This window comes from Microbacterium gallinarum (assembly GCF_014837165.1).
Taxonomy (GTDB): Bacteria; Actinomycetota; Actinomycetes; order Actinomycetales; family Microbacteriaceae; genus Microbacterium; species Microbacterium gallinarum.
In genome coordinates this window covers 51,749-72,697 of sequence record NZ_JACSPM010000002.1, presented here as the reverse complement: position 1 = coordinate 72,697, position 20,949 = coordinate 51,749, and the positions used below count along the sequence as shown (strand labels likewise).

Genomic DNA, 20,949 nt, shown 5'->3' with positions numbered 1-20,949 from the left:
CCGCATGAGCGGACCGCCGACCACCACGGCGATCACCACGGGCTGGCGCTCGCGCCTGAACCCGCGACCGGCGTTCGTGCGGGTCCGCGACTCCGGCATCCCGATCCTGCAGATCGTCGTCGCGGCCACCGGCGCCTACGCGTTCGCGCACTACGTGCTGGGGCACCCGGCGCCGCTTCTCGCGGCGACCGTGACCGTGGGCAGCCTCGGGCTGGTGCGCGACGCCCGCCCGCGGCGCGTGCTCGAGACGGTGCTCGGGATGCTGGTCGGCATCCTCATCGCGGAGCTGCTGCTCCTCCTCACCGGCGACGGCTGGTGGCAGCTCGGGCTGGCGCTGGGAATCACCCTCGTCATCGCGCGGCTGCTGTCGGCGAAGGCGGGCTTCGCGATCGCGGCCGCCATCCAGTCGCTCATCGTCATGATCATCCCGGCGACGGCGCCGTTCCTGCGGCTGATCGACGGGATCATCGGCGGGATCGCGGCACTCGTCGTCACCGCGCTCATCCCGCGCAACCCGCTGCGCGATGCCCTGCGCGAGGGGCGTGCGCTGTTCGCCGCGCTCGACCGCGTGTCGGGCCTGCTCGTGCAGGCGCTGCGGCGCGGCGACCGGCTGCGGGCGGAGCGCGGGCTCGAGAAGGCGAGGGCCACCCAGCCGCTGCTCGACGAGTGGACCCTCTCGCTCGAGTCGGGCCGCGCGATCGCCCGCATCTCGCCTTTCCTGCGCCGCCAGCGTGCCGAGCTCGAGCGTCAGGACGCCACCCGCGAATCGGCCGAACTCGCGTCGCGCAACCTGCGCGTCATCGCGCGCCGTGTCGTCTACCTGTGCGACGACGGCGTGCCCCGACCGGTGGCGGCGGATGTGCTCGCCGAGGTCATGCGCGGGGCGGTGCTCGTCGCCGAGTCGATCCACGACATTTCCCGCGTGCCCGACGCGCGTGCCGCCCTCTCGACTGTGGCCGCGCGGCTCGATCCGGCGAAGCTGCTGCCCGACGCGTCGCTGGGGGATCAGAACCTCATCGGCGCGCTGCGCCCGCTCGTGGTCGACCTGCTGACTGCGACCGGGATGCCGGCCGTGGACGCGCGGGCGACGGTTCCCCGCATCTGAGCATCCGCCCGCTCAGCTCGCGGGTGCCACCGCCTCCCAGGGCAGTGTCAGTTCGCCGAGGCGCCACCGCGAGCGGTCGAGAAGGGGCCAGCCGGATGCCGCGAGCCCCGCGAGCGCGGTGCGCCAGCGCTCGACCGGCCCGAACGGCGACACGGCGGCGGCGCGCGCCCACTCGGCGTCGAGCTGCCGCAGCAGGCCGTGGATGCGCTCGCCCGGCACGTTGCGGTGGATCAGCGCCTTGGGCAGGCGCTCCGCCGCGATCGACGGCTGCTCGAGCTCTGCCAGCCGCAGCGAGATCGTGAAGGTGCGGGGCCCGCCGTCGTCGCCCAGCGCCACCCACGTCGCGATGCGGCCGACCTCGTCGCATGTGCCTTCGACGAGCAGACCGCCGGGGGCCAGCCGCGATGTCATCGTCCGCCAGGCCGCCGGGACGTCGGCCTCGTCGTACTGACGCAGCACGTTCATCGCGCGGATGATCGCCGGACGCCGGCCACCGGCCACGGGCACCTCGAAACCTCCGCGCGCGAACGAGACGTGTGCGTGCGCGGCGAAGGGCGTCGCTCCCGCCCGCACCCGCTGCAGCTGCGCGCGCGCACGGGTCACCCGGGTCGGGTCGATCTCGAGTCCCAGCACCTCGACGTCGGAACGCGCGGCCGCGAGCCGGGCCCAGTGCTCGAACGCAGTCACGCCGCTCGCGCCGTAGCCGAGGTCGACCACGAGTGGGTCGGCGGCACGGCGCAGCGCGGAGTGCCGCGCGATCCAGCGGTCGACGCGGCGCAGGCGATTGGTACCCGTGGTGCCGCGCGTGATCTGCCCGACCACCGGCCCAGCCGGGGGTCGGACAGAGCTCACCGGTCCATCGTGCCACCGGCCACCTGGGAGCCCGCGTGGAGCGCAATGCCACGTCATCGGCCCGGAGCGGCTGTCGTCGCGCCGATATCATGGGGGCCATGACCGCGCCTTACACGCTGATCCTCCTCCGCCACGGCCAGAGCGAGTGGAACAAGACCAACCAGTTCACGGGATGGGTCGACGTCCGCCTCACCGACCAGGGCAAGGCCGAGGCCCAGCGCGGCGGCGAGCTGCTCGCCGAGTCCGGCATCCTTCCCGACGTCCTGCACACCTCGGTGCTGAGCCGCGCCATCCAGACCGCCGACATCGCCCTCGACGCGGCCGACCGCCTGTGGATCCCCGTCAAGCGCTCGTGGCGCCTCAACGAGCGCCACTACGGTGCGCTGCAGGGCAAGGACAAGGCCCAGACCCTCGAGGAGTTCGGCAACGAGCAGTTCATGCTGTGGCGCCGCTCGTTCGACGTGCCGCCGCCGCCCCTGCCCGCCGACGACCAGTACAGCCAGGTCGGCGACCCGCGCTACGTCGGCATCGACGGCGAAGTGCCCGACACCGAGTCGCTGAAGATCGTCATCGACCGCATGCTGCCTTACTGGCACAGCGACATCGTCCCCGACCTGAAGGCCGGCAAGACGGTGCTCGTCACCGCGCACGGCAACTCGCTGCGCGGTCTCGTGAAGCACCTGGACGGCATCAGCGACGCCGACATCGCCGAGCTGAACATCCCCACCGGCATCCCGCTGGTCTACCGCCTCGACGAAGACCTGAAGCCCATCGCACCGGGTGAGTACCTCGACCCCGAGGCGGCCGCGGCCGGCGCCGCCGCCGTCGCCGCGCAGGGCAAGAAGTAGCCCGAGCCGATAAAGACGACGAAGGGACCGGATGCCTCGGCCGAGGCATCCGGTCCCTTCGTCGTTGCTGGGACTCAGTCCTTGGCGATGATCTCGATCGCGTCGGTCGACGGGGTCCAGTCGCCCGTCGAGAGGTAGGCGACCTTCTTCGCCACCGACACCGCGTGGTCGCCGAACCGCTCGTGGTAGCGGCTGGCGAGCGTCGCGTCGACCGTCGCGGCCGCCTCGCCCTGCCAGCTGTCGCTGAGCACCTTCTCGAACACCGCGACGTGCAGATCGTCGAGCTCGTCGTCGGCGCTGCGGATCGCCTCGATGAGGTCGCCGTCCTGTGTGCGCAGCAGCTCGGTGAGCTGGCGGGCGGCCTCGACGTCGAGCCGGCCCATCTTGAGGAACGTGGACTTCAATCCCTTCGGGATCGCGCGGTCGGGGAAGCGCATGCGGGTGAGCTGCGCGATGTGCTCGGCGATGTCGCCCATGCGCTCCAGCGACGCGCTCATGCGCAGCGCGCTCACGACGATGCGCAGGTCGCGTGCGACGGGCTGCTGCCTGGCGAGGATCTCGATCGCGAGCTCGTCGAGCGCGACAGCCTTATCGTCGATGACGTCGTCCGCCTCGATGACCTCCTCGGCGAGGCCGACGTCGCTCGCGCCGAACGCCTGCGTCGCCTTGTCGATCGCCACCGTGACCAGCTCGGCGATCTCGACGAGCCGAGCCTGGACGTCCTCGAGTGACTGGTGGAAGACTTCGCGCATTCCGACGCACCTTTCCTCTTCGGGGCAGGCTTCCGCCTGCGCGATGGGGCGATCCTCGCCCGCGAAGGTTAACGGACGGTGCCGCCGCGGTGAATAGTATCCGGCAGCGCCTCGGGCATGGCTGTTCCGGGCGGTTGCGCCCGGATGCGCCCTCTACGCTGGTGCCATGGACACGACGCAGCTCGCGCTGCTCGCCCTCCTCGCCGGCGTCGTCATCGGGGGCTCCGTCGCCGCGGTCATCGTCATCGCGCTGCGTGCACGCGACCGCGCGCGCGTCGAGACGTCGCTCGCCATCCCGGACGGGGTGCGCGAAGTGCTGCATGGCATGGACGATGCGGCCGTCGTCGTCGACGCATCGTTCACCGTGCTGGCGGCCTCCGCGGCCGCCGCGCCGTTCCAGTTCGCCGAGGGCCGCGCGATGCCCGACGAGCAGCTTCGTGCCCTCGTGCGCACCGTCCGGGCGGGCGCGAGGTCGGAGACCGAGACCCTGCGTCTGAACCGCGGCGCTCCGCCCGCGGAGCCCCGCCTGGTCGTCGTGCGGGCCACGCCCATCTCGCCCCGGCTGACCCTCCTCGTGATCCGCGACATCACCGAGCGCGAACGGGTCGAGCAGATGCGGCGGGATTTCGTCGCGAACACGAGCCACGAGCTGAAGACGCCCGTCGGTGCCGTGACCCTCCTGGCCGAGGCGATCGAGTCGGCCGCCGACGACCCCCCGCAGGTGCGGATCTTCGCGTCGCGGCTGACCGCCGAGGCGAACCGGCTGGCGCTGCTGACGTCGCGCATCATGAACCTGTCGCGCCTGCAGTCCTCCGACGAGCTCACCGAGGAACGCGACGTCTCGGTCGACGAGGTGGTCGCGGCCGCGCTCGACACCCACGCCATCCAGGCCGGCTCCGCCGGAGTCGACGTCGTGCGGGGTGGCACGCGCGGCCTCTGGGTGCGCGGCGATCCACAGGTGCTGAGCGAGGCGGTGGGCAACCTCGTGGCGAACGCGATCGCCTACTCGCCGCAGGGTTCGAGCGTCGGCGTGGGTGTGAAGTCCGTCGACGGTGTCGTCGAGATCGCGGTGACCGACCGGGGCATCGGCATCGCCGAGGGCGACCAGGACCGTGTCTTCGAGCGCTTCTACCGTGCCGACCCCGCCCGTGCCCGTCGCACCGGGGGGAGCGGGCTGGGGCTGTCGATCGTGAAGCATGCGGTCCAGCGCCACGGCGGCGAGGTGCGGCTCTGGTCCCGCCCCGGACGCGGCTCCACCTTCACCATCCGGCTTCCCGAGATCGCGCCGCCCGCCGACCAGGCCGACCCCAAGCGCGGTCGCAGGAAGACCAAGAAGCGTTCGCGCGCCGAGGCATCCCGACCCCTCCCTACGAACGGAGAACCCGCATGACCCGCGTCCTGATCGTCGAGGACGAGCCCGACCTCGCCGACCCGCTCGCGTACCTGCTCCGCCGCGAGGGCTTCGAGGTCGAGATCGCCGAGGACGGCCCGGCGGCGCTCACCGCCTTCCGTGAGCACGGCGCCGACATCCTCCTGCTCGACCTGATGCTGCCGGGGATGCCGGGGACCGAGGTGGCTCGGCAGATCCGCAGTACGTCGACCGTGCCGATCATCATGCTGACGGCGAAGGACTCCGAGGTCGATATCGTCGTGGGGCTCGAGCTCGGCGCGGACGACTACGTCACGAAGCCGTACTCGGCCCGTGAGCTGCTCGCGCGCATGCGGGCGGTGCTGCGCCGGTTCGCTCAGGTCGACGCCGACCTCGACGAGCGCGTGCTCGACGCCGGGCGCGTGGTGCTCGACATCGACCGGCACACGGTCGCGGTGGACGGCTCTGAGATCAGCATGCCCCTCAGGGAATTCGAGCTGCTCGAGGTGCTGATGCGCAACGCGGGCCGGGTGCTGACCCGTGGCCAGCTCATCGACCGCGTCTGGGGGAGCGACTACTTCGGCGACACGAAGACGCTCGACGTGCACATCAAGCGCATTCGCTCGCGCATCGAGGTCGACCCGAGTGCGCCCGTCATGCTGGTGACGGTGCGCGGCCTCGGCTACCGCTTCGAGGGCTGATCAGCCTCGACACGACGAAGCCCGCCTCGCATTCGCGGAGGCGGGCTTCGATCGTCGTGAGGTGGCTCAGCCGGCGGCCTCGGCCTCGGCCTCGCTCGGCACGAGGGGCGCGAGGTACGGCAGCTCGCCGTCGAGGACGGGCACCGGGATGAGCGTGCCTTCGGCGTCGCCCGACTGGAAGTAGCCCGGGATGTCGGCGCCCGCGGGCGTGTCGAGGTCTTCGACCAGGATGGGGTCTTCGCCTTCGGCGCCGAGGCTGATCGTGGTCTTCGCGGGCACGCGCACGGTGAGCGGGATCGACGAGGAGCCCTCGCCGAGCTCGATGCGCAGCGTGTGCGACTCGTCGGTGTCGTTGACGATGGCGGCGACGAAGTTGCCGGCGGAACCGTCTTCGTTCGCGACGATGAACGCGTTGCGCACATCGAGCGGGCCGTTGTCGTAGACGTTGACGCCCTCCGCCGCCGAGTACTCGATGGTCGTCGCCTGCGGCGAGATCATGCTGCAGCCGGTCGTGCCGAGAGCCAGAGCGGCCCCGACGGCGATCGACGCGATGAGGCGGCGCGAGTTCACAGATCCTCCCAGGACGGATGACGGCTTCTTCAGCATTCTAGGGGGTCGGCGCGACGGCTGTGGGCGCCTCCTCAGCGCCTGGGGTGGAGAACCTTAGCGTATGTCGCCTGTGGTATCCTGGAGGTTGCCGAAAGGACATAACTCCATGCTTTTTGAGGTTGGCGAGACGGTCGTTTACCCCCACCACGGCGCGGCAACGATCATCGAGGTCAAAGACCGCATCATCAAGGGTGAGACCAAGAAATACCTGAAGCTCAACGTCACGCAGGGTGACCTGATCATCGAGGTCCCCGCTGAGAACGTCGATCTGGTCGGCGTACGCGATGTGATCGGCAAGGAAGGCCTCGACAAGGTCTTCGAGGTGCTGCGCGCTCCCTTCACGGAGGAGCCCACGAACTGGTCCCGCCGCTACAAGGCGAACCTCGAGAAGCTCGCCTCCGGCGACGTGATCAAGGTCAGCGAGGTCGTGCGCGACCTGTGGCGCCGCGATCAGGACCGCGGCCTGTCGGCCGGCGAGAAGCGCATGCTCGCGAAGGCGAAGCAGATCCTCGTGTCCGAGCTCGCGCTCGCTGAGAAGACCGACGAAGAGAAGGCCAGCGTCATCCTCGACGAGGTCCTCGCCTCCTGAGGCGCCACCCCTTCAGCGACGTCCTGACCTCCCGCGCCACCCGCTAGCGTGGATCGGGTGACCATTGCACCCGTTCCCCGCATCGGCATCATCGTGGTCGCGGCCGGCTCGGGCACGCGGCTGGGCGCGGGAGCGCCGAAGGGGTTCGTCGGGATCGACGGTCACACGATCCTGCGCCACGCGCTGGAGCGCGTCTTCGACGCCCCCGCCGCGCAGGTCGTCGTCGTCGCCCCTCCCGGGCGCGAGGGCGATGCGCTGAGCGAGGCCCTCGAGGCCGCCGGTGACCGCCGCGATCTCGTGACGGTCGTCCCCGGTGGGGCGACACGCCAGGCGTCGGTGCAGGCCGGGCTGTCGGCGCTGTGGGCCGACGTCGAGATCGTGCTGGTCCACGACGCCGCGCGGGCGCTCACGCCGCCCGAGGTGTTCGCCCGCGTGATCGAGGCGATCGAGTCGGGCCGGGCCGCGGCCATTCCCGTGCTGCCCGTCGTCGACACGATCAAGCGCGTCGACGGTGCCGAGATCGTCGGCGGGGTCGACCGGTCGGAGCTGTCCGCCGCGCAGACGCCCCAGGGCTTCCAGCGCGAGGTGCTCGACGCCGCCTATCGGGACGCGACCGCCGACTTCACTGACGACGCCGCTCTCGTGGCCGACGCCGGCCATCCGGTCGCGGCCGTGCCGGGGCATCCGCTCGCCTTCAAGATCACGACCGCGGACGACCTCGACCGCGCGCGCAGCGTGGTCGCCGACCGGCCGATCGCACCCACCTCGGCGCGCATCGAGCACGACGCCGCGATCCCTCGGGTCGGGCTCGGCACCGACGTGCACGCGTTCGGCGGCGTCGGCGCGCTCTGGCTCGCGGGCCTTGAGTGGCCGGGGGAGCAGGCGCTGTCGGGGCACTCCGACGGCGACGCTGTCGCGCATGCCATCGTCGACGCCCTGCTGGCGGCCGCCGGACTCGGCGACATCGGCACACACTTCGGCACCGACCACCCCGAGTACGCCGGCGCGCATGCCGACGTGTTCCTCGCGCGCACGCTCGGGCTGCTCGGCGAGGCCGGCTGGCGGGTCGGCAATGTGTCGGTGCAGGTGCAGGCGAATCGCCCGCGCTTCGCGGCACGCCGATCCGAGGCCGAGGCGACCCTGTCGGCGGCGCTCGGCGGCGCTCCCGTGTCGGTGTCGGCGACGACGACCGACGGACTGGGCTTCACCGGTCGGGGTGAGGGAGTGGCGGCCTTCGCGATGGCGCTGGTCGTCAAGGCCTGAGGCGCCGCTCGCCATTGCCCTCGCCCTCGCCGTCGCCGTTCGCCGTTCACCATCGCCGGGTTCAGGCGAATCGACGGATTCAGGACGTCCTGCGCCGGATCCGCCTGATCTCGCCGAATCGCCTGATCCCGTCGACGCGGCGGCGACCGTCGAGGCGCCCGTCGAAGCGGCTCTCGGCGCGCTCAGAGCGCGCGGGTCATGAACATCGAGTGCGGATCGAGCGCGTACCCGTCGAACGGCCCGCACTCGGTGAACCCCTCGCTCTCGTAGAGACGCTGGGCGGGGAGGAACTCCTCGGTGCTTCCCGTCTCGAGCCACAGGCTCGTCATGCCGCGCGCGCGAGCGTCGGCCATGATGTGCCGCAGCAGCGCGCGTCCGATGCCGTAGCCGCGGAAGCGGTCGTCGACGCGCATCGACTTCAGCTCGCCGCGTTCGGCGTCCATCGTCTTGAGCGCGCCGATTCCGGCGAGGTCGTCCTGGACCCACGCCGACCAGAACGAGACGGCGGGGTCGCGCAGCGCGTCGATGTCGAGCGCGTGGACGCTCTCCGGCGGCGAGGTCTCGAGCATGCCGGCGAGGTGGAACGCGATGAGCCGCCGAGTGGCCTGGCCGCTCAGGTCGTCGGGCTGGATGCGGATGGTGGCGTGCATGTCGCAGGCCAGTGTGCCACCCACGCGTTGCAGGGAGGTTTCGTCAGGCCTCGACGGCGTACGGCTTCGGGTCGCGGGGTGCGCGCGATCCCCACGCGAGCAGTGCGAGGCCTGCCGCGAGCACCACGAGCCCGACGATCGCGAGCACGGAGAGCCGCTCGCCGAGCACGGTGATGCCCAGGATGCTCGCGGTCAGCGGCTCGCCGAGCGTGAGCGTCGCGGCGGTCGCGGCGGTGAGTCCGCTGAGCCCCCACGTGAACAGCACGTACGCGATGGAGATCGTCCCGAGCCCGAGCCACAGTGCCATGACGACGCCATTCGTGGTGCCGAGCCAGGCGAGGTCGACGAAGGGCAGCGCGAGCGCGCACAGCACGGCTGACGAGGCGCCCATCGCGCCGACGACGGTGAACGGATCCCAGCCGTCGTCGAGCAGACGGCGCTGGGCGTTGGCGATGACCGCGAACGAGGCCCCCGCGCCGATCGAGCCGAGCAGCCCGAGCGGATCGGTGCCGCCGGCGCTTCCGGCCTCGCCGCCGAAGCCGAGCAGCACCACGCCGAGCGTCGCGAGGGCTGTCGCGCCCATCCACGTCGGTGACGGCATCCGTCGCGTCAGCGCCCACTCCAGCAGCCCGGCGAGGATCGGTGCGGATCCGAGCGCGACGACGGTGCCCACGGCGACGCCGTTGAGCCCGGTGCCGAGGAAGAACAGCGGCTGGTACACCGACAGGCAGGCTCCGGTCAGGACCATGAGCGACAGCGGCCGCAGGCTCAGCCGGGGCGGACGAGCGGCGTCGGCCGGCCGGCGGCGCGCGTGGCGGGCGGCGAGGAGGAACGCGAGGACCGCGAGCCCGGTGCCGCCGATGACCATGCGCATCACGCCGATCGACAGCGGCGTGGTGCCCTCGGGTCCGAGCGCCTGCGACGTGCCCGTGGTACCGAAGAGCATTGCGGCGGCGAGGACGGCGAGCACATGCATCACACTCAGTTCTAGCGGATACCCGGCCGGTAGGCTGATGCGGTGACGGTTCAGCTCTACGACAGCAAGGCTCAGGCTCTGCGCGACTTCGTTCCGCTCGACCCCTCGAATGTCACGATCTACGTCTGCGGCCCGACGGTGCAGTCCGGCCCCCACATCGGTCACCTCCGCGGCGCGCTGAGCTTCGACATCCTCCGCCGTTGGCTCGCCCACCGCCACGGTCGCGTGACGTTCGTGCGCAACGTCACCGACATCGACGACAAGGTGCTCGCGAATGCCTCCGACGGCGAGCCGTGGTGGGCGCTGGCCTACCGCATGGAGCTCGAGTTCACCCGCGCGTACACCGCGATCGGCATCCTTCCCCCCACCTACGAGCCGCGCGCGACCGCGTCGATTCCGCAGATGCAGGAGCTGATCGAGCGCCTGATCGAGGCGGGTCACGCGTACTCCGCGAAGGAGGGGACGGATGCCGCGGGCGACGTGTACTTCGACGTGCGGTCGTGGCCGTCGTACGGCGACCTGACCCGGCAGAGCCTGGACGCGATGGAGCCGGCCGCCGACGCCGATCCGCGCGGCAAGCGCGACCCGCGCGACTTCGCCCTGTGGAAGGGTGCGAAGGCCGACGAGCCGTCCTCGGCGACGTGGGACTCGCCCTGGGGGCCCGGCCGGCCCGGCTGGCACATCGAGTGCTCGGCGATGTCGCGCCGCTACCTCGGCGCCGAGTTCGACATCCACGGCGGCGGCCTCGACCTGCGCTTCCCGCACCATGAGAACGAGCTCGCCCAGTCCACCGCGGCCGGCGACCCGTTCGCCCGGTACTGGGTGCACAACGGCCTCGTGACGGTGAGCGGCCAGAAGATGTCGAAGTCGCTGTTCAACTTCGTGCTCGCCGCCGATGCGCTCGAGGAGTTCGACCCGCTGGTCATCCGGTACGCCCTGCTGGCCGCCCACTACCGCTCCAGCCTCGACATCTCGCAGCGCGGCTTCGACGAGGCCCGTGCGGCCGTCGATCGCATCCGCACGTTCCTCGAGCGGGTGCAGCGCATGCCCAGTCCGTTCGGGTGGAGCGCCGAACGCCCCGAGGGCTTCGACCGCGACGCCGAGCCCGCCGTGCCGGAGGCCGGCGGGCCGTGGTCCGACGAGATACCCGAGGCGTTCGCAGCGGCGATGGACGACGACCTCGGCGTCCCGCAGGCGCTCGCGGTCGTGCACGAGGCGGTCCGCGCCGGCAACTCCGCTCTCGACGCGGGTGACGACGCGGGTGCGTGGGAGTGGGCGCTGCAGGTGAGGAAGATGACCGGCATCCTCGGGATCGACCCTCTCGACGAGCAGTGGACGTCGACGGATGCCTCGGCCGAGGCATCCGCTCTCGATGTCCTCGTGCAGACCATGCTGGCCCAGCGCGCCCACGCGCGGGCCGCCAAGGACTGGGCGGCGGCCGACCGCATCCGCGATGCGATCGCGGCGGCCGGCATCGCCCTCGAAGACGGGCCGGACGGCACGCACTGGAGTCTCGCCGGAGCTGATTCCGGCGCGATGGTGGCCCGCGACAACTCTGACTCGCGCTAGCGAGGCTGCCGGGCGGAGCCCGGCCGGAAAGGAAGACTGATGGCAAAGCCAGGACGCCCCGGCGCCGCAAAGGGCAAGAAGGGCCCCACCAAGGGCACCGGCGGCAAGAACAAGCGCTCGCTCGAGGGTCGCGGACCGACCCCGAAGGCGGAGGACCGCGCGTGGCATCCCGCCGGCAAGCGCAAGGCGGCGGCTGAGCGCTACACCGCCGCGGGCGGCAAGGGAAAGCCCAGCGGCTCGGGCCAGAACCGCGCGCCCCGTGGGAAGAAGGACGACGACACCGAGACGGTCACCGGCCGCAACTCGGTGCTCGAGGCGCTGCGGGCGAAGATCCCCGCGACGGCGTTCTACATCGCGCAGCGCGTCGAGATGGACGACCGCGTGAAGGAGATGCTGTCGATCGCCACGCACCGCGGCATCCCGGTGCTCGAGGTCATGCGGCCCGAGCTCGATCGCATGGCGGGCTTCGACGGCGTGCACCAGGGCGTCGCGCTCAAGGTGCCGCCGTACGAGTACGCCCACCCGCAGGACCTCCTCGAAGAGGTCATCGACGCCGGCCAGACGCCGCTGTTCGTCGCCCTCGACGGCGTCACCGATCCCCGCAACCTCGGCGCGATCATCCGCTCGACGGCGGCCTTCGGCGGCCACGGCGTGATCGTGCCGCAGCGCCGCTCGGCGAGCGTGAACTCGGCCGCGTGGAAGACCAGCGCGGGCGCGGCGGCCCGCATCCCGGTGGCCATCGCGGCCAACCTCACGTCGATGCTCAAGGAGTTCAAGAAGCAGGGCGTGTTCATCCTCGGACTCGACGGCGGCGGCGACGTCTCGCTGCCGAGCCTCGAGCTGGCCGACCGTCCCGTCGTGATCGTCGTGGGCTCCGAGGGCAAGGGGCTGTCGCGCCTCGTCACCGAGACCTGCGACCAGATCGTGTCGATCCCGATCTCGGGCGCCACCGAGTCGCTGAACGCCGGGATCGCGGCATCCGTCTCGCTCTATCAGGTCGCGACGCTGCGCGCGCAGAAGAAGCAGGACTGAGCGGATGCTGCGGCCCGGCGCATTCATGGGAATGAAGCCGGCCGCGCTCCGCTTGTGATCGAGAGCCGGCCGACGCCGGCACCCACACGTCGAAAGGCAGGACATGGCACGCATCGCCGTCATCGGAGGCTCGGGATACGCCGGCCGTCACATCGTCGCCGAGGCGGTGAGCCGCGGTCACACCGTGCTGTCGATCGCACGGCGCATCCCGAGTGAGCGGCATGAGGGCGCCCTGTACGTCGAGGGCTCGCTGACCGATGTGCCCGACCTGCTGGCACAGCTCGAGGGCGTCGACGTGGTCGTGTCGGCCGTGGCGGCGCGCGGCGAGATGGAGGGCCTCGTGCGCCCCAACGTCGCCGCGCTGGTCTCGCTGCTTCCGGACGATGTGCGCGTCGGCGTGATCGGCGGCGCGGGCGGCAGCCTCGTCACCGAGGACGGCCAGCGGGTCGTCGACCTGCCGTCGTTCACCGAGGACTACAAGGCCGAGGCGCTCGAGGCGATCGGGATCCTGGAGGACCTCAAGGCCGGGCCCGAGTCGCGCGACTGGTTCTACGTGCACCCGGCGGGCGGGTTCGGTGTCTGGAACCCGGGCGAGCGCACCGGCTCGTACCGCACGGGCGGCGACGTCATCGTCACCGACGCCGACGGCGAGTCGTTCATCTCGGGCGCCGACCTGGCCGTCGCCGTCGTCGACGAGATCGAGCACCCGCAGCACCCGCGCAAGCGCTTCACCGTCGGGTACTGACGCTTCCGCGACAACCTCCGCGCTGATGTGCGGCGTGTGTGCGCGGTGCCGGGTCAGACGAGGTCGCGCCAGTCGATGTCGTCGTCCTCGTCGTCGTCGACGACCGGCATGCTCGACGTGACGACCGAGAGCGACACGGTCTCGGTGGGCGGGCCCATGAGGGTCGCCTCGTCGCGGCGGTGGCGCAGCACCTCGTCGATGTAGCTCGTGAGCACCTCGGCGAGGGGGACCGAGCGGCCGCGCGCCTGCGACATGTACCAGCGGTGCTCCAGCACCTGGTGGAACACCTCGGCGGGCTCGAGCTTCGCGCGCAGGTCCCACGGGATCGCCTTGACGACGGGCTCGAAGACACGTGTGAGCCACTCGTGCGCGACCATCTCCTCGTCGTCGCCGAGGCGAGAGATGCGCACGCGGAACTCGTCGAGGTCGTTGAGCAGGCGGCGCGCCTGGTTCTCCTCGACGTCGAGGCCGGTGAGCCGGATGAGCCGGCGCGTGTGGTGCCCGGCGTCGACGACCTTCGGCTGGATCGACACGCGCGTGCCGTCGGCCGTCGTCTGGATCGACATCTCGCCGATGTCGAAGCCGAGGTCGTTGAGGCGCTGCACCCGCTCGGTGAGCCGCCACGACTCGTCGACGCCGAACGACTCCTTGTCGTGCAGCGCCGCCCAGAGCGAGTGGTACGACGAGACGATGCCGTCGGCGATCGCGATCGCGTCGACACCGCCTTCGAGCCGCCCGCCCGCCTCGAGATCCATGATCTCGCCGGCGATGTTGGTGCGGGCGACGTCGAGGTCGTGCGCCCGCTGCCCGGGCGTCAGCCCCGTCTCGTGCAGCTCGCCGGTCTCGGCGTCGACGAGGTAGGCGGCGAAGGCGCCGGCGTCGCGGCGGAAGAGCGTGTTCGACAGCGACACGTCGCCCCAGAAGAAGCCGACGTTGTGCAGTCGCACGAGCAGGGCGGCGAGGGCGTCGACGAGGCGGGTCGCGGTGTCGGGGCGCAGCACCTGCGTGAACAGCGCGCGGTAAGGGAGCGAGAACTTCAGGTGCGCGGTCACCAGCGCCGCCGGGAGGGGCTTGCCCGCGGCATCCGTCCGCCCTGCGATCACCGCGATGCGCTGCACGCACGGCACGTCGAGGCGGTCCAGGTTGCCGAGCATGTCGTACTCGCGCCGGGCCATCTGCGCTGTCGTCTCCTTGATCGCGACGACGCGACCCGACAGGTTGGCGAAGCGGACGAGGTGCCGCGAGATGCCCTTCGGCAGGTAGACGATGTTGCTCGACGGCCAGTCCGCGAGCGTGGTCGACCACGGCAGCGTGAGCAGCCCCGGGTCGACGCTGCTGGCCGTGATGCTCAACGACTCCGGCACGATCACCCTCCTGGAAATGCGTAACGGCGCGGGGGGAATTCTCCCACCCGCGCCGTTACGACCGGAAATCGGTTACGCCGAGACGACCGGCTTGTCGTTGAGGCGCTCGCCGGTCTCGAGGTCGAAGGCGTGCACGTGGCCCGCCGTCGCCGCGAGGGTGACCGTCTCGCCCGCGTTCGGGTGGTTGCGGCCGTCCACGCGGGCGACGAGGTCGGTGCGCTTGCCGCCGATGTCGGTGTGACCGTAGAGGTAGCCGTCAGCACCGAGCTCCTCGACGAGATCGACGACGACCGAGAGGCCCTTGCCGTCGGACGGGCCGACGACGATGTCCTCGGGGCGGACGCCGACGGTGACCTGGCTGCCGTGGGCACGACCGGCGGTGTCACGATCGACCGGGACGACCTCGGTGCCGAACTGGATCCCGCCCTCGACCAGGTCGGCCGGGAACAGGTTCATGGCCGGCGAGCCGATGAAGCCGGCGACGAACACGTTGCTCGGGTTCTCGTACAGGTCGCGCGGGGTGCCGACCTGCTGGAGCAGGCCGTCCTTGAGCACCGCGATGCGGTCGCCCATCGTGAGGGCCTCGGTCTGGTCGTGCGTGACGTAGACCGTGGTGACGCCCAGGCGGCGCTGCAGCGACGCGATCTGGGTGCGGGTCTGCACGCGGAGCTTGGCGTCGAGGTTCGACAGCGGCTCGTCCATGAGGAACACCTGCGGCTGGCGCACGATCGCGCGGCCCATGGCGACACGCTGACGCTGACCGCCGGAGAGCGCCTTCGGCTTGCGGGTCAGGTACTGCTCGAGGTCGAGGAGCTTGGCGGCCTCGAGGACGCGCGCGGCGCGCTCTTCCTTGCCGACGCCGGCGATCTTCAGGGCGAAGCCCATGTTCTCGGCGACCGTCATGTGCGGGTACAGCGCGTAGTTCTGGAACACCATCGCGATGTCGCGGTCCTTCGGCGGGACGTCTGTGACGTCGCGGTCGCCGATGAGGATGCGGCCCGAGTTGACCTCTTCGAGGCCGGCCAGCATGCGCAGCGAGGTGGACTTTCCGCAACCCGAGGGGCCGACCAGGACGAGGAACTCGCCGTCGCCCACTTCGAGGTCGAGCTTGTCCACCGCGGGGCGCGTGCCCCCGGGGTACAAGCGGGTTGCGCTGTCAAACGTGACGGACGCCATGTTCTCTTCTCCTTCACCGGCAGGTACGTGCCGGACGATCCGTAGTGAGGAATGAGCGGGGGCTTTTACCCGCACGCCCTTCTTCGGGCGCAACGACAAGTATGACACGGCCCGCGTGGAGCCTCCGTCTGGGCATTTCACAGGGTGGCTGGCTAGCATCGTGAGCGGCCGTTCCCCCGGATGGTCACGCCCATCCCGGCCCCCGCAACCGTCCCGAGAGGTTCCATGTCGAGCGACGAGTCATCGAACGCCGCTGCCCCCAGCGAGCGGCGTGACGCCGTGCGAGAGAAGGCGCAGCAGGTGCAGGCCCGCCAGTCGCGCGCTCGCCTGATCCGCGTCGCCACGATCTCGGCCGTCGCGGTCGCCGTGGTCGCCGTCGCCGCCCTCGTCGTCACGTGGGCCGTCTCGTCGGCCGCGTCGAAGCCCATGCTCAGCCCGCAGAACGTCAGCAACGGCGGCTTCGTCGTCACCGGCGTCACGGGTGCCGGCCTCGCGACCGAGGAAGACCAGAACAAGGCGGGCACGATCGAGGGCACCGCGACGCCCACGCCCACGCCGACGGCCACCCCGACGCCCACGCCCACGCCCACCCCGACCGAGCAGCCTGCCGCCGACATCCGCGTGTACGTCGACTACCTGTCGGCCGGCTCGCGCGACTTCCAGCTGGCCAACGTGCAGCAGCTGTCGAAGTGGGTCAGCGAAGACGCCGCGACGCTCACCTACTACCCGGTGGCGATGCTCACGTCGAAGTCGAACGGCACCAAGTACTCGCTGCGCGCAGCGGGAGCGGCAGCCTGCGTCGCCACGCACTCGCCGGACTACTTCTTCGCGTTCAACAACACGCTTCTCACGCAGCAGCCCGAGGTCGATTCCGACGGCTACACCGACAGCGAGCTCGCCGCCATGGCGATCGCGTCGGGTGCCGACGGCGCGAAGGTCGTCCGCGCGTGCATCGAGGAGCAGGACTTCACGTCGTGGGCGAAGACCGCGACCGAGCGCGCGCTCGGCGGCCTCCCCGGCACCGACGACCTGGCGCTGACCGGCACGCCGATGGTGCTCGTGAACGGGACGCCGTACGTCGGCGCCCTGGACGACCCCAAGGAGTTCGCGCAGTTCGTCCTCACCGTCGCGAGCGATGCGGGCGACGAGACGCCGACTCCGACGCCCACGCCGACTCCGTAACCACGCGCGGCGGGCGCAGTGAGCCGTCGGTAGACTGAGGGCACTGCCGGCTTGGCGCAATTGGTAGCGCACCTAACTTGTAATTAGGGGGTTACGGGTTCAAGTCCCGTAGCCGGCTCGATGTCTTCCGCTTCCTCGTCGCGAGCGCGTATACCCGTCTGGCTCGCGCTCGCGATCGCCGCGGCGATCGGCATGATGACCGCCGTGCAGGCTCGTGTCAACGGCCAGCTCGGCGTCCGCCTCGACGACGGGTTCGTCGCCGCCGCCATCTCGTTCGGCTCCGGACTGGTGATCGTCGTCGTCCTCTCCGTGCTGCTGCCTTCGGGCCGCGCGGGCTTCCGCCGTCTTGCGTCCGGCGTGCGTGGACGGACGATTCCGTGGTGGATGCTGGCAGGCGGCGCCGCCGGAGCCCTCACGGTCGCCACGCAGGGCCTGGCCGTCGGGCTCATCGGCGTCTCGCTCTTCACCGTCGGCGTCGTCGCCGGGCAGACGGTGAGCGGACTGCTCCTCGACCGGATCGGGTTCGGGCCCGCCGGCGTGGTCGCGGTCACGGTGCCCCGCCTCCTGGGCGGGGTGCTCGCACTCGCAGCCGTCGCCCTCGCCCTCGTGGGCGACGGACTCGCCGGCGTGCCGGTGTGGATGCTGGTGCTCCCGTTCCTCGCCGGCATCGCGATCGCGTGGCAGCAGGCGACGAACGGCCGGCTCCGGCAGCGAGTCGGAACGCCGCTCACGGCCACCCTCGTGAACTTCACCGGCGGAACGCTGATCCTCGTGGTCGCAGCCGCGGTGCACGTCGCGCTCGTCGGCCCGCCGCGGGCTCTGCCGACGGACGCATGGCTCTACATCGGCGGCGCGCTGGGCGTGGTCTACATCTTCATGTCGGCCGCGATCGTGCAGTACACCGGCGTGCTGCTGCTCGGGCTGGGCGCCGTCGTCGGTCAGCTCGTGACGTCGTTCGTGCTCGACATGGCGTGGCCGGCGCCGGCGAGCCCCGGCCTCATGCAGCAGCTCGCGATGGTCGTCGTCGCACTGGCCTCGGTGGTGGTCGCAGCCATGCCGTGGCGCCGTCGGCGGCGCTGACCCGGACCTTGATCACCCGCACCTCGATCAGCGAGGCGCCCGCCGCGTCAGTCCTTCTTCGACGCCGGCATGCGCGACACGAGCTTGCGCGCCTCGACGGCCTTACGGCGCCCGAGGCGCTCACGCGGCGGCTTGCCTCCGACGTAGAGCCACCCGAGGAGCTGCTCGTTCTTGTCGAGTCCGTGCGCCTTGGCCACCGCCTTCGCGCGCGTGTACCCGCCGGTGCGCCAGATCACGCCCCACCCGGCTTCGTCGAGCAGCAGGCTCAGCACGTGGGCGACACCTGAGGCCACGGCCTCCTGCTCCCAGCGCGGCACCTTGTCGCTCTTCTTGTAGCTGGCGACGACCGCGATGAGCAGCGGTGCGCGCAGCGGCTTCGTGGACGGGCTCTTGTCGCCCTGCACCTTGGCGATCGCACGCCCGAGCCGCTCGCGGTCGGATCCGCGCAGCTCGATCAATCGCCAGGGGCGCAGCGACGAGTGGTCGGCGACCCGACCCGCCGCCGTGACGAGCGTGAGGAGTTCGGCGTGCGTCGGTGCCTCGTCGGTGACCTTCGACCAGGACCGCCGAGCACGCACCGCCTCGAGCGCGGAGCCCGATGGCATGCTCACTCGGAGGATCCCTCCGGCGCGAACGCGAGCGAGATCGAGTTCATGCAGTACCGGTCGCCGGTCGGGGTGCCGAACCCGTCGGGGAAGACATGCCCCAGGTGCGATCCGCACGCCGCGCAGCGCACCTCGGTGCGCACCATGCCGTGGCTGGTGTCCTCGATGAGCTCGACCGCCTCGGGACGGATGGACTCGTAGAAGCTCGGCCAGCCGCAGTGCGAGTCGAACTTGGTGCCGCTCCGGAACAGCTCGGCGCCGCAGGCTGCGCACGTGTACAGGCCGGCGCGGCTCTCGTCGAGCAGCTCTCCGGTCCACGCCCGCTCGGTGCCCGCCTCGCGGAGCACGGCGTACTGCTGCGGAGTGAGCTCCTCGCGCCACTGGTCGTCGCTCTTGTCGACGGTGTAGGTCATGACTCCTCCGGGCTTCGTACGTGTGGAACCCCTCCATTCAACCCCAGTCTCGGCGCGACGGCTCCGCGCTTCCTGCAGCGGGCGGTGAGAATGGGGGAGTGGAATCGGATGCCGCCGCCGTCGCCGAGCGCTACGACCGCTTCGCCCGCGTCGAGGCCCCGGGGCGCTCCACGCTCTACGCCGAGTGGGCGGCCGGTGTGGCCTCCGATCCCGAGACCGCGGCCATCCTCGGCAGGATCGCGCCGACCCGTCGCCAGCCGCCGCTCGTCTTCGCGGTGACACGCATGCTGGGCGCCCCCGAAGCCGGCTACCGGGCGTGGGCGGCGTGGCTCGGCGAGCATGCCGACGCGGTCGTGGCCGAGGCATCCCGTCGCCGCCTTCAGACCAATGAGCCGCAGCGCTGTGCAGCGCTCCTGCCCGCTCTGAGCACGATCGACGGCCCTCTCGCCCTGCTCGAGCTGGGGGCGAGCGCCGGGATGTGCCTCTACCCGGACCGCTACTCCTACCGCTACCGGGGCGGACCGTCGCTCGACCCCGCGGCCGGGCCGTCGCGCGTCGTGCTCGAGTGCGATGTGAGCGGCGACCCCCCGCTGCGGCTCCCCGACGTGGTGTGGCGCGCCGGGGTCGATCTCTCCCCGCTCGACGCCGCCGACTCCGGCGACCGCGCGTTCCTGACCTCGCTCGTGTGGCCGGGGGAGAGCGGACGGGTCGAGCGCATCCAGGCGGCACTCGACATCGTCGCCGCCGACCCGCCGGCCATGATCGCGGGCGACGCCTCCGACCCCGGGGTGCTGCGGGATGCGGCGGCGCGGGCGCCGCGCGGCGCGACGCTTGTGATCACGACGCCCGGCGTGCTGCCGCACATCCCGCGCGCGGGGAGGGAGCGGCTGCTGGCCGCGCTGGGCGAACTGGACGCCGTGTGGATCTCGATCGACCCTCCCGGCCTGCACGACGCGTGGCGCACGCCGGTGTCGGCGGAGTCGTGGGGCGGGTTCGTGCTCGGGCGCGACGGCGTTCCGCTGGCTGCGGTCGATCCGCTCGGCGCTTCCGTGGAGTGGCGCGGCAGCGAAGCAGCAGCCGGCGGTTAGCGTGAGATCGTGCCCCTCTCCGATCGCGACCGCGCCATCCTCGGCTTTGAGGCGGAGTGGCGGCGGCATGCGGGCGCGAAGGAGGAGGCGATCCGCGCGGAGCTCGGCCTCTCGCCGGCCCGCTACTACCAGCTGCTCGGCCGCCTCATCGACACTGCCGACGCGCAGGCGCATGACCCGATGCTCGTGAAGCGTCTGCGCCGTCTGCGCGACGCCCGCGCGCAGGCACGGGTCGGCCGCGCCGCCGGCGACTCGGGGTAGACCCGCCCGGCGGACAGCCTGGACGGGCGGAAGGGCGGACCCTTGTAACATCGTGGAGTGCCGAAAAAGACCTACCCCCGGGATCGCTTCGACGATCTTCCGGAAAAGGGCCGGGTCGGCGCACACCGAGCGGAGAATCCGCGGCTGCGCGGCTGGGTTGTGCTGCTCTGGGCGGCCCTCGCGACGATCGTCCTCGTGATCGTGGGCATCTTCGGCACTCTGCTCGCCGCCGGCCGTATCGAGCTCTTCCCCACGCCTCAGCCGACGGTCGAGCCGACCGTGCAGGTGACGCCGGTGCTCGACACGAGCTACCAGGTGACGATCCTCAACGCGACCCCCGAGAAGGGCCTCGCGACGCAGATGAAGGATGTCGTGGTCGCGGCGGGCTGGCCCGACGGACAGGTGCTGCCGAGCGACGCGAGCGCCGACGACTTCCCCGAGACGACGGTGTTCTACCTCGCCCCCGAGGACCAGGCCGCTGCCGCCGGACTCGCCGACGTGATCGGCGGCGCGCGCATCGAGCAGAGCGAGGTCTATCAGCCCGCCGACCCCGACATCCGCCAGCTCACCGTGGTGATCGGACTCGACCGCACAGCCGCCGGTGAGAGCGCCACCCCGACCCCCTGAGGCACCGCGGACGCCCGGAGAGAAGGCCAGTGTTACGCGGGGGTAAACAGTTGTGTCTCCGCGTGTCAACAAGTCCTCGAGCGGCCTCCGAGC

General features: G+C 71.3%; 23 protein-coding genes and 1 tRNA gene. 15 read left to right on the top strand and 9 right to left on the bottom strand.

Translation table 11 applies throughout. The annotated features are described in order from the left end of the window. The first annotated feature begins 4 nt into the window (after positions 1-4). Entirely contained in the window at positions 5-1,105 is a 1,101-nt protein-coding gene (locus H9622_RS07190) for an FUSC family protein (RefSeq protein ID WP_191765728.1), read from the top strand. 12 nt (positions 1,106-1,117) lie between these two features. On the opposite strand, the gene H9622_RS07185 is transcribed toward H9622_RS07190, so the two are convergent. After that, on the bottom strand, positions 1,118-1,957 hold the full coding sequence (locus tag H9622_RS07185) for a class I SAM-dependent methyltransferase (protein WP_191765727.1): 840 nt from the start codon (positions 1,955-1,957) through the stop codon (positions 1,118-1,120). A gap of 98 nt (positions 1,958-2,055) precedes the next feature. On the opposite strand from H9622_RS07185, the gene H9622_RS07180 reads away from it, so the two are divergent. Further along, positions 2,056-2,805, top strand: a complete 750-nt coding sequence (locus tag H9622_RS07180; RefSeq protein ID WP_191765726.1) for a phosphoglyceromutase — start codon at positions 2,056-2,058, stop codon at positions 2,803-2,805. A gap of 74 nt (positions 2,806-2,879) precedes the next feature. Here the strand turns inward: H9622_RS07180 and phoU are convergent, their stop codons facing one another. Then, positions 2,880-3,557: a phosphate signaling complex protein PhoU gene (phoU, locus tag H9622_RS07175; RefSeq protein WP_191765725.1), complete on the bottom strand. Its 678-nt coding sequence runs from the start codon at positions 3,555-3,557 to the stop codon at positions 2,880-2,882. Positions 3,558-3,723: 166 nt separating this feature from the next. Here phoU and H9622_RS07170 point away from each other — a divergent pair, with 166 nt between their 5' ends. Both H9622_RS07170 and H9622_RS07165 read left to right on the top strand, forming a co-directional pair. Continuing rightward, complete coding sequence (locus tag H9622_RS07170) at positions 3,724-4,947, top strand: sensor histidine kinase (protein ID WP_191765724.1); 1,224 nt, start codon at positions 3,724-3,726, stop codon at positions 4,945-4,947. Then, the gene (locus H9622_RS07165; RefSeq protein WP_191765723.1) at positions 4,944-5,627 is read left to right on the top strand and encodes a response regulator transcription factor; all 684 of its coding nucleotides are present in this window, start codon (positions 4,944-4,946) and stop codon (positions 5,625-5,627) included. The genes H9622_RS07170 and H9622_RS07165 overlap by 4 nt, the downstream gene beginning before the upstream one ends. A gap of 66 nt (positions 5,628-5,693) precedes the next feature. On the opposite strand, the gene H9622_RS07160 is transcribed toward H9622_RS07165, so the two are convergent. Further along, a complete protein-coding gene (locus H9622_RS07160) occupies positions 5,694-6,197 on the bottom strand; it encodes a DNA modification methylase (RefSeq protein ID WP_318247056.1) in 504 nt (167 codons plus the stop codon). 145 nt (positions 6,198-6,342) lie between these two features. Here H9622_RS07160 and H9622_RS07155 point away from each other — a divergent pair, with 145 nt between their 5' ends. Both H9622_RS07155 and ispD read left to right on the top strand, forming a co-directional pair. Continuing rightward, entirely contained in the window at positions 6,343-6,825 is a 483-nt protein-coding gene (locus H9622_RS07155) for a CarD family transcriptional regulator (protein ID WP_191765721.1), read from the top strand. A gap of 57 nt (positions 6,826-6,882) precedes the next feature. Continuing rightward, complete coding sequence (ispD, locus tag H9622_RS07150) at positions 6,883-8,088, top strand: 2-C-methyl-D-erythritol 4-phosphate cytidylyltransferase (protein ID WP_191765720.1); 1,206 nt, start codon at positions 6,883-6,885, stop codon at positions 8,086-8,088. 182 nt (positions 8,089-8,270) lie between these two features. Here the strand turns inward: ispD and H9622_RS07145 are convergent, their stop codons facing one another. Beyond that, positions 8,271-8,738 (bottom strand): GNAT family N-acetyltransferase, encoded by a 468-nt coding sequence (locus H9622_RS07145; protein WP_191765719.1) that lies wholly within the window; start codon positions 8,736-8,738, stop codon positions 8,271-8,273. Positions 8,739-8,781: 43 nt separating this feature from the next. After that, entirely contained in the window at positions 8,782-9,714 is a 933-nt protein-coding gene (locus H9622_RS07140) for a DMT family transporter (RefSeq protein WP_225221820.1), read from the bottom strand. Between the two features lie 42 nt (positions 9,715-9,756). Here H9622_RS07140 and cysS point away from each other — a divergent pair, with 42 nt between their 5' ends. The 3 genes from cysS to H9622_RS07125 all read left to right on the top strand — a co-directional run bounded on the left by cysS (position 9,757) and on the right by H9622_RS07125 (position 13,060). After that, complete coding sequence (cysS, locus tag H9622_RS07135) at positions 9,757-11,283, top strand: cysteine--tRNA ligase (protein WP_191765717.1); 1,527 nt, start codon at positions 9,757-9,759, stop codon at positions 11,281-11,283. Positions 11,284-11,322: 39 nt separating this feature from the next. Beyond that, positions 11,323-12,315 carry a 23S rRNA (guanosine(2251)-2'-O)-methyltransferase RlmB gene (gene rlmB / locus H9622_RS07130; RefSeq protein WP_191765716.1) on the top strand — a complete coding sequence of 331 codons (993 nt, stop codon included), beginning with the start codon at positions 11,323-11,325 and terminating at the stop codon, positions 12,313-12,315. 103 nt (positions 12,316-12,418) lie between these two features. Next, positions 12,419-13,060 (top strand): NAD(P)-dependent oxidoreductase, encoded by a 642-nt coding sequence (locus tag H9622_RS07125; RefSeq protein ID WP_191765715.1) that lies wholly within the window; start codon positions 12,419-12,421, stop codon positions 13,058-13,060. Between the two features lie 53 nt (positions 13,061-13,113). On the opposite strand, the gene H9622_RS07120 is transcribed toward H9622_RS07125, so the two are convergent. Together H9622_RS07120 and H9622_RS07115 are read right to left on the bottom strand one after the other, a co-directional pair. Continuing rightward, positions 13,114-14,424, bottom strand: a complete 1,311-nt coding sequence (locus H9622_RS07120; protein WP_191765714.1) for a DUF4032 domain-containing protein — start codon at positions 14,422-14,424, stop codon at positions 13,114-13,116. Positions 14,425-14,496: 72 nt separating this feature from the next. Further along, complete coding sequence (locus H9622_RS07115; protein WP_191765713.1) at positions 14,497-15,600, bottom strand: ABC transporter ATP-binding protein; 1,104 nt, start codon at positions 15,598-15,600, stop codon at positions 14,497-14,499. Between the two features lie 225 nt (positions 15,601-15,825). Here H9622_RS07115 and H9622_RS07110 point away from each other — a divergent pair, with 225 nt between their 5' ends. The 3 genes from H9622_RS07110 to H9622_RS07100 all read left to right on the top strand — a co-directional run bounded on the left by H9622_RS07110 (position 15,826) and on the right by H9622_RS07100 (position 17,862). Continuing rightward, complete coding sequence (locus tag H9622_RS07110; RefSeq protein WP_191765712.1) at positions 15,826-16,782, top strand: DsbA family protein; 957 nt, start codon at positions 15,826-15,828, stop codon at positions 16,780-16,782. Positions 16,783-16,827: 45 nt separating this feature from the next. Further along, positions 16,828-16,900 (top strand) — tRNA-Thr (locus tag H9622_RS07105). A gap of 2 nt (positions 16,901-16,902) precedes the next feature. Further along, positions 16,903-17,862, top strand: a complete 960-nt coding sequence (locus H9622_RS07100; RefSeq protein WP_191765711.1) for a DMT family transporter — start codon at positions 16,903-16,905, stop codon at positions 17,860-17,862. Between the two features lie 47 nt (positions 17,863-17,909). On the opposite strand, the gene H9622_RS07095 is transcribed toward H9622_RS07100, so the two are convergent. Continuing rightward, positions 17,910-18,467, bottom strand: coding sequence for a nitroreductase family protein (locus H9622_RS07095; protein WP_191766117.1), 558 nt, complete (start codon positions 18,465-18,467; stop codon positions 17,910-17,912). A gap of 2 nt (positions 18,468-18,469) precedes the next feature. Continuing rightward, complete coding sequence (gene msrB, locus H9622_RS07090) at positions 18,470-18,880, bottom strand: peptide-methionine (R)-S-oxide reductase MsrB (RefSeq protein WP_191765710.1); 411 nt, start codon at positions 18,878-18,880, stop codon at positions 18,470-18,472. A gap of 98 nt (positions 18,881-18,978) precedes the next feature. Here msrB and H9622_RS07085 point away from each other — a divergent pair, with 98 nt between their 5' ends. Genes H9622_RS07085 through H9622_RS07075 form a run of 3 tightly spaced genes read left to right on the top strand, consistent with a single transcriptional unit; the run spans position 18,979 to position 20,856 of the window. Next, a complete protein-coding gene (locus H9622_RS07085; protein ID WP_191765709.1) occupies positions 18,979-19,968 on the top strand; it encodes a DUF2332 family protein in 990 nt (329 codons plus the stop codon). Between the two features lie 9 nt (positions 19,969-19,977). Continuing rightward, a complete protein-coding gene (locus tag H9622_RS07080) occupies positions 19,978-20,229 on the top strand; it encodes a DUF3263 domain-containing protein (protein ID WP_191765708.1) in 252 nt (83 codons plus the stop codon). A gap of 57 nt (positions 20,230-20,286) precedes the next feature. Continuing rightward, a complete protein-coding gene (locus tag H9622_RS07075) occupies positions 20,287-20,856 on the top strand; it encodes a LytR C-terminal domain-containing protein (protein WP_191765707.1) in 570 nt (189 codons plus the stop codon). Positions 20,857-20,949: the final 93 nt, after the last annotated feature.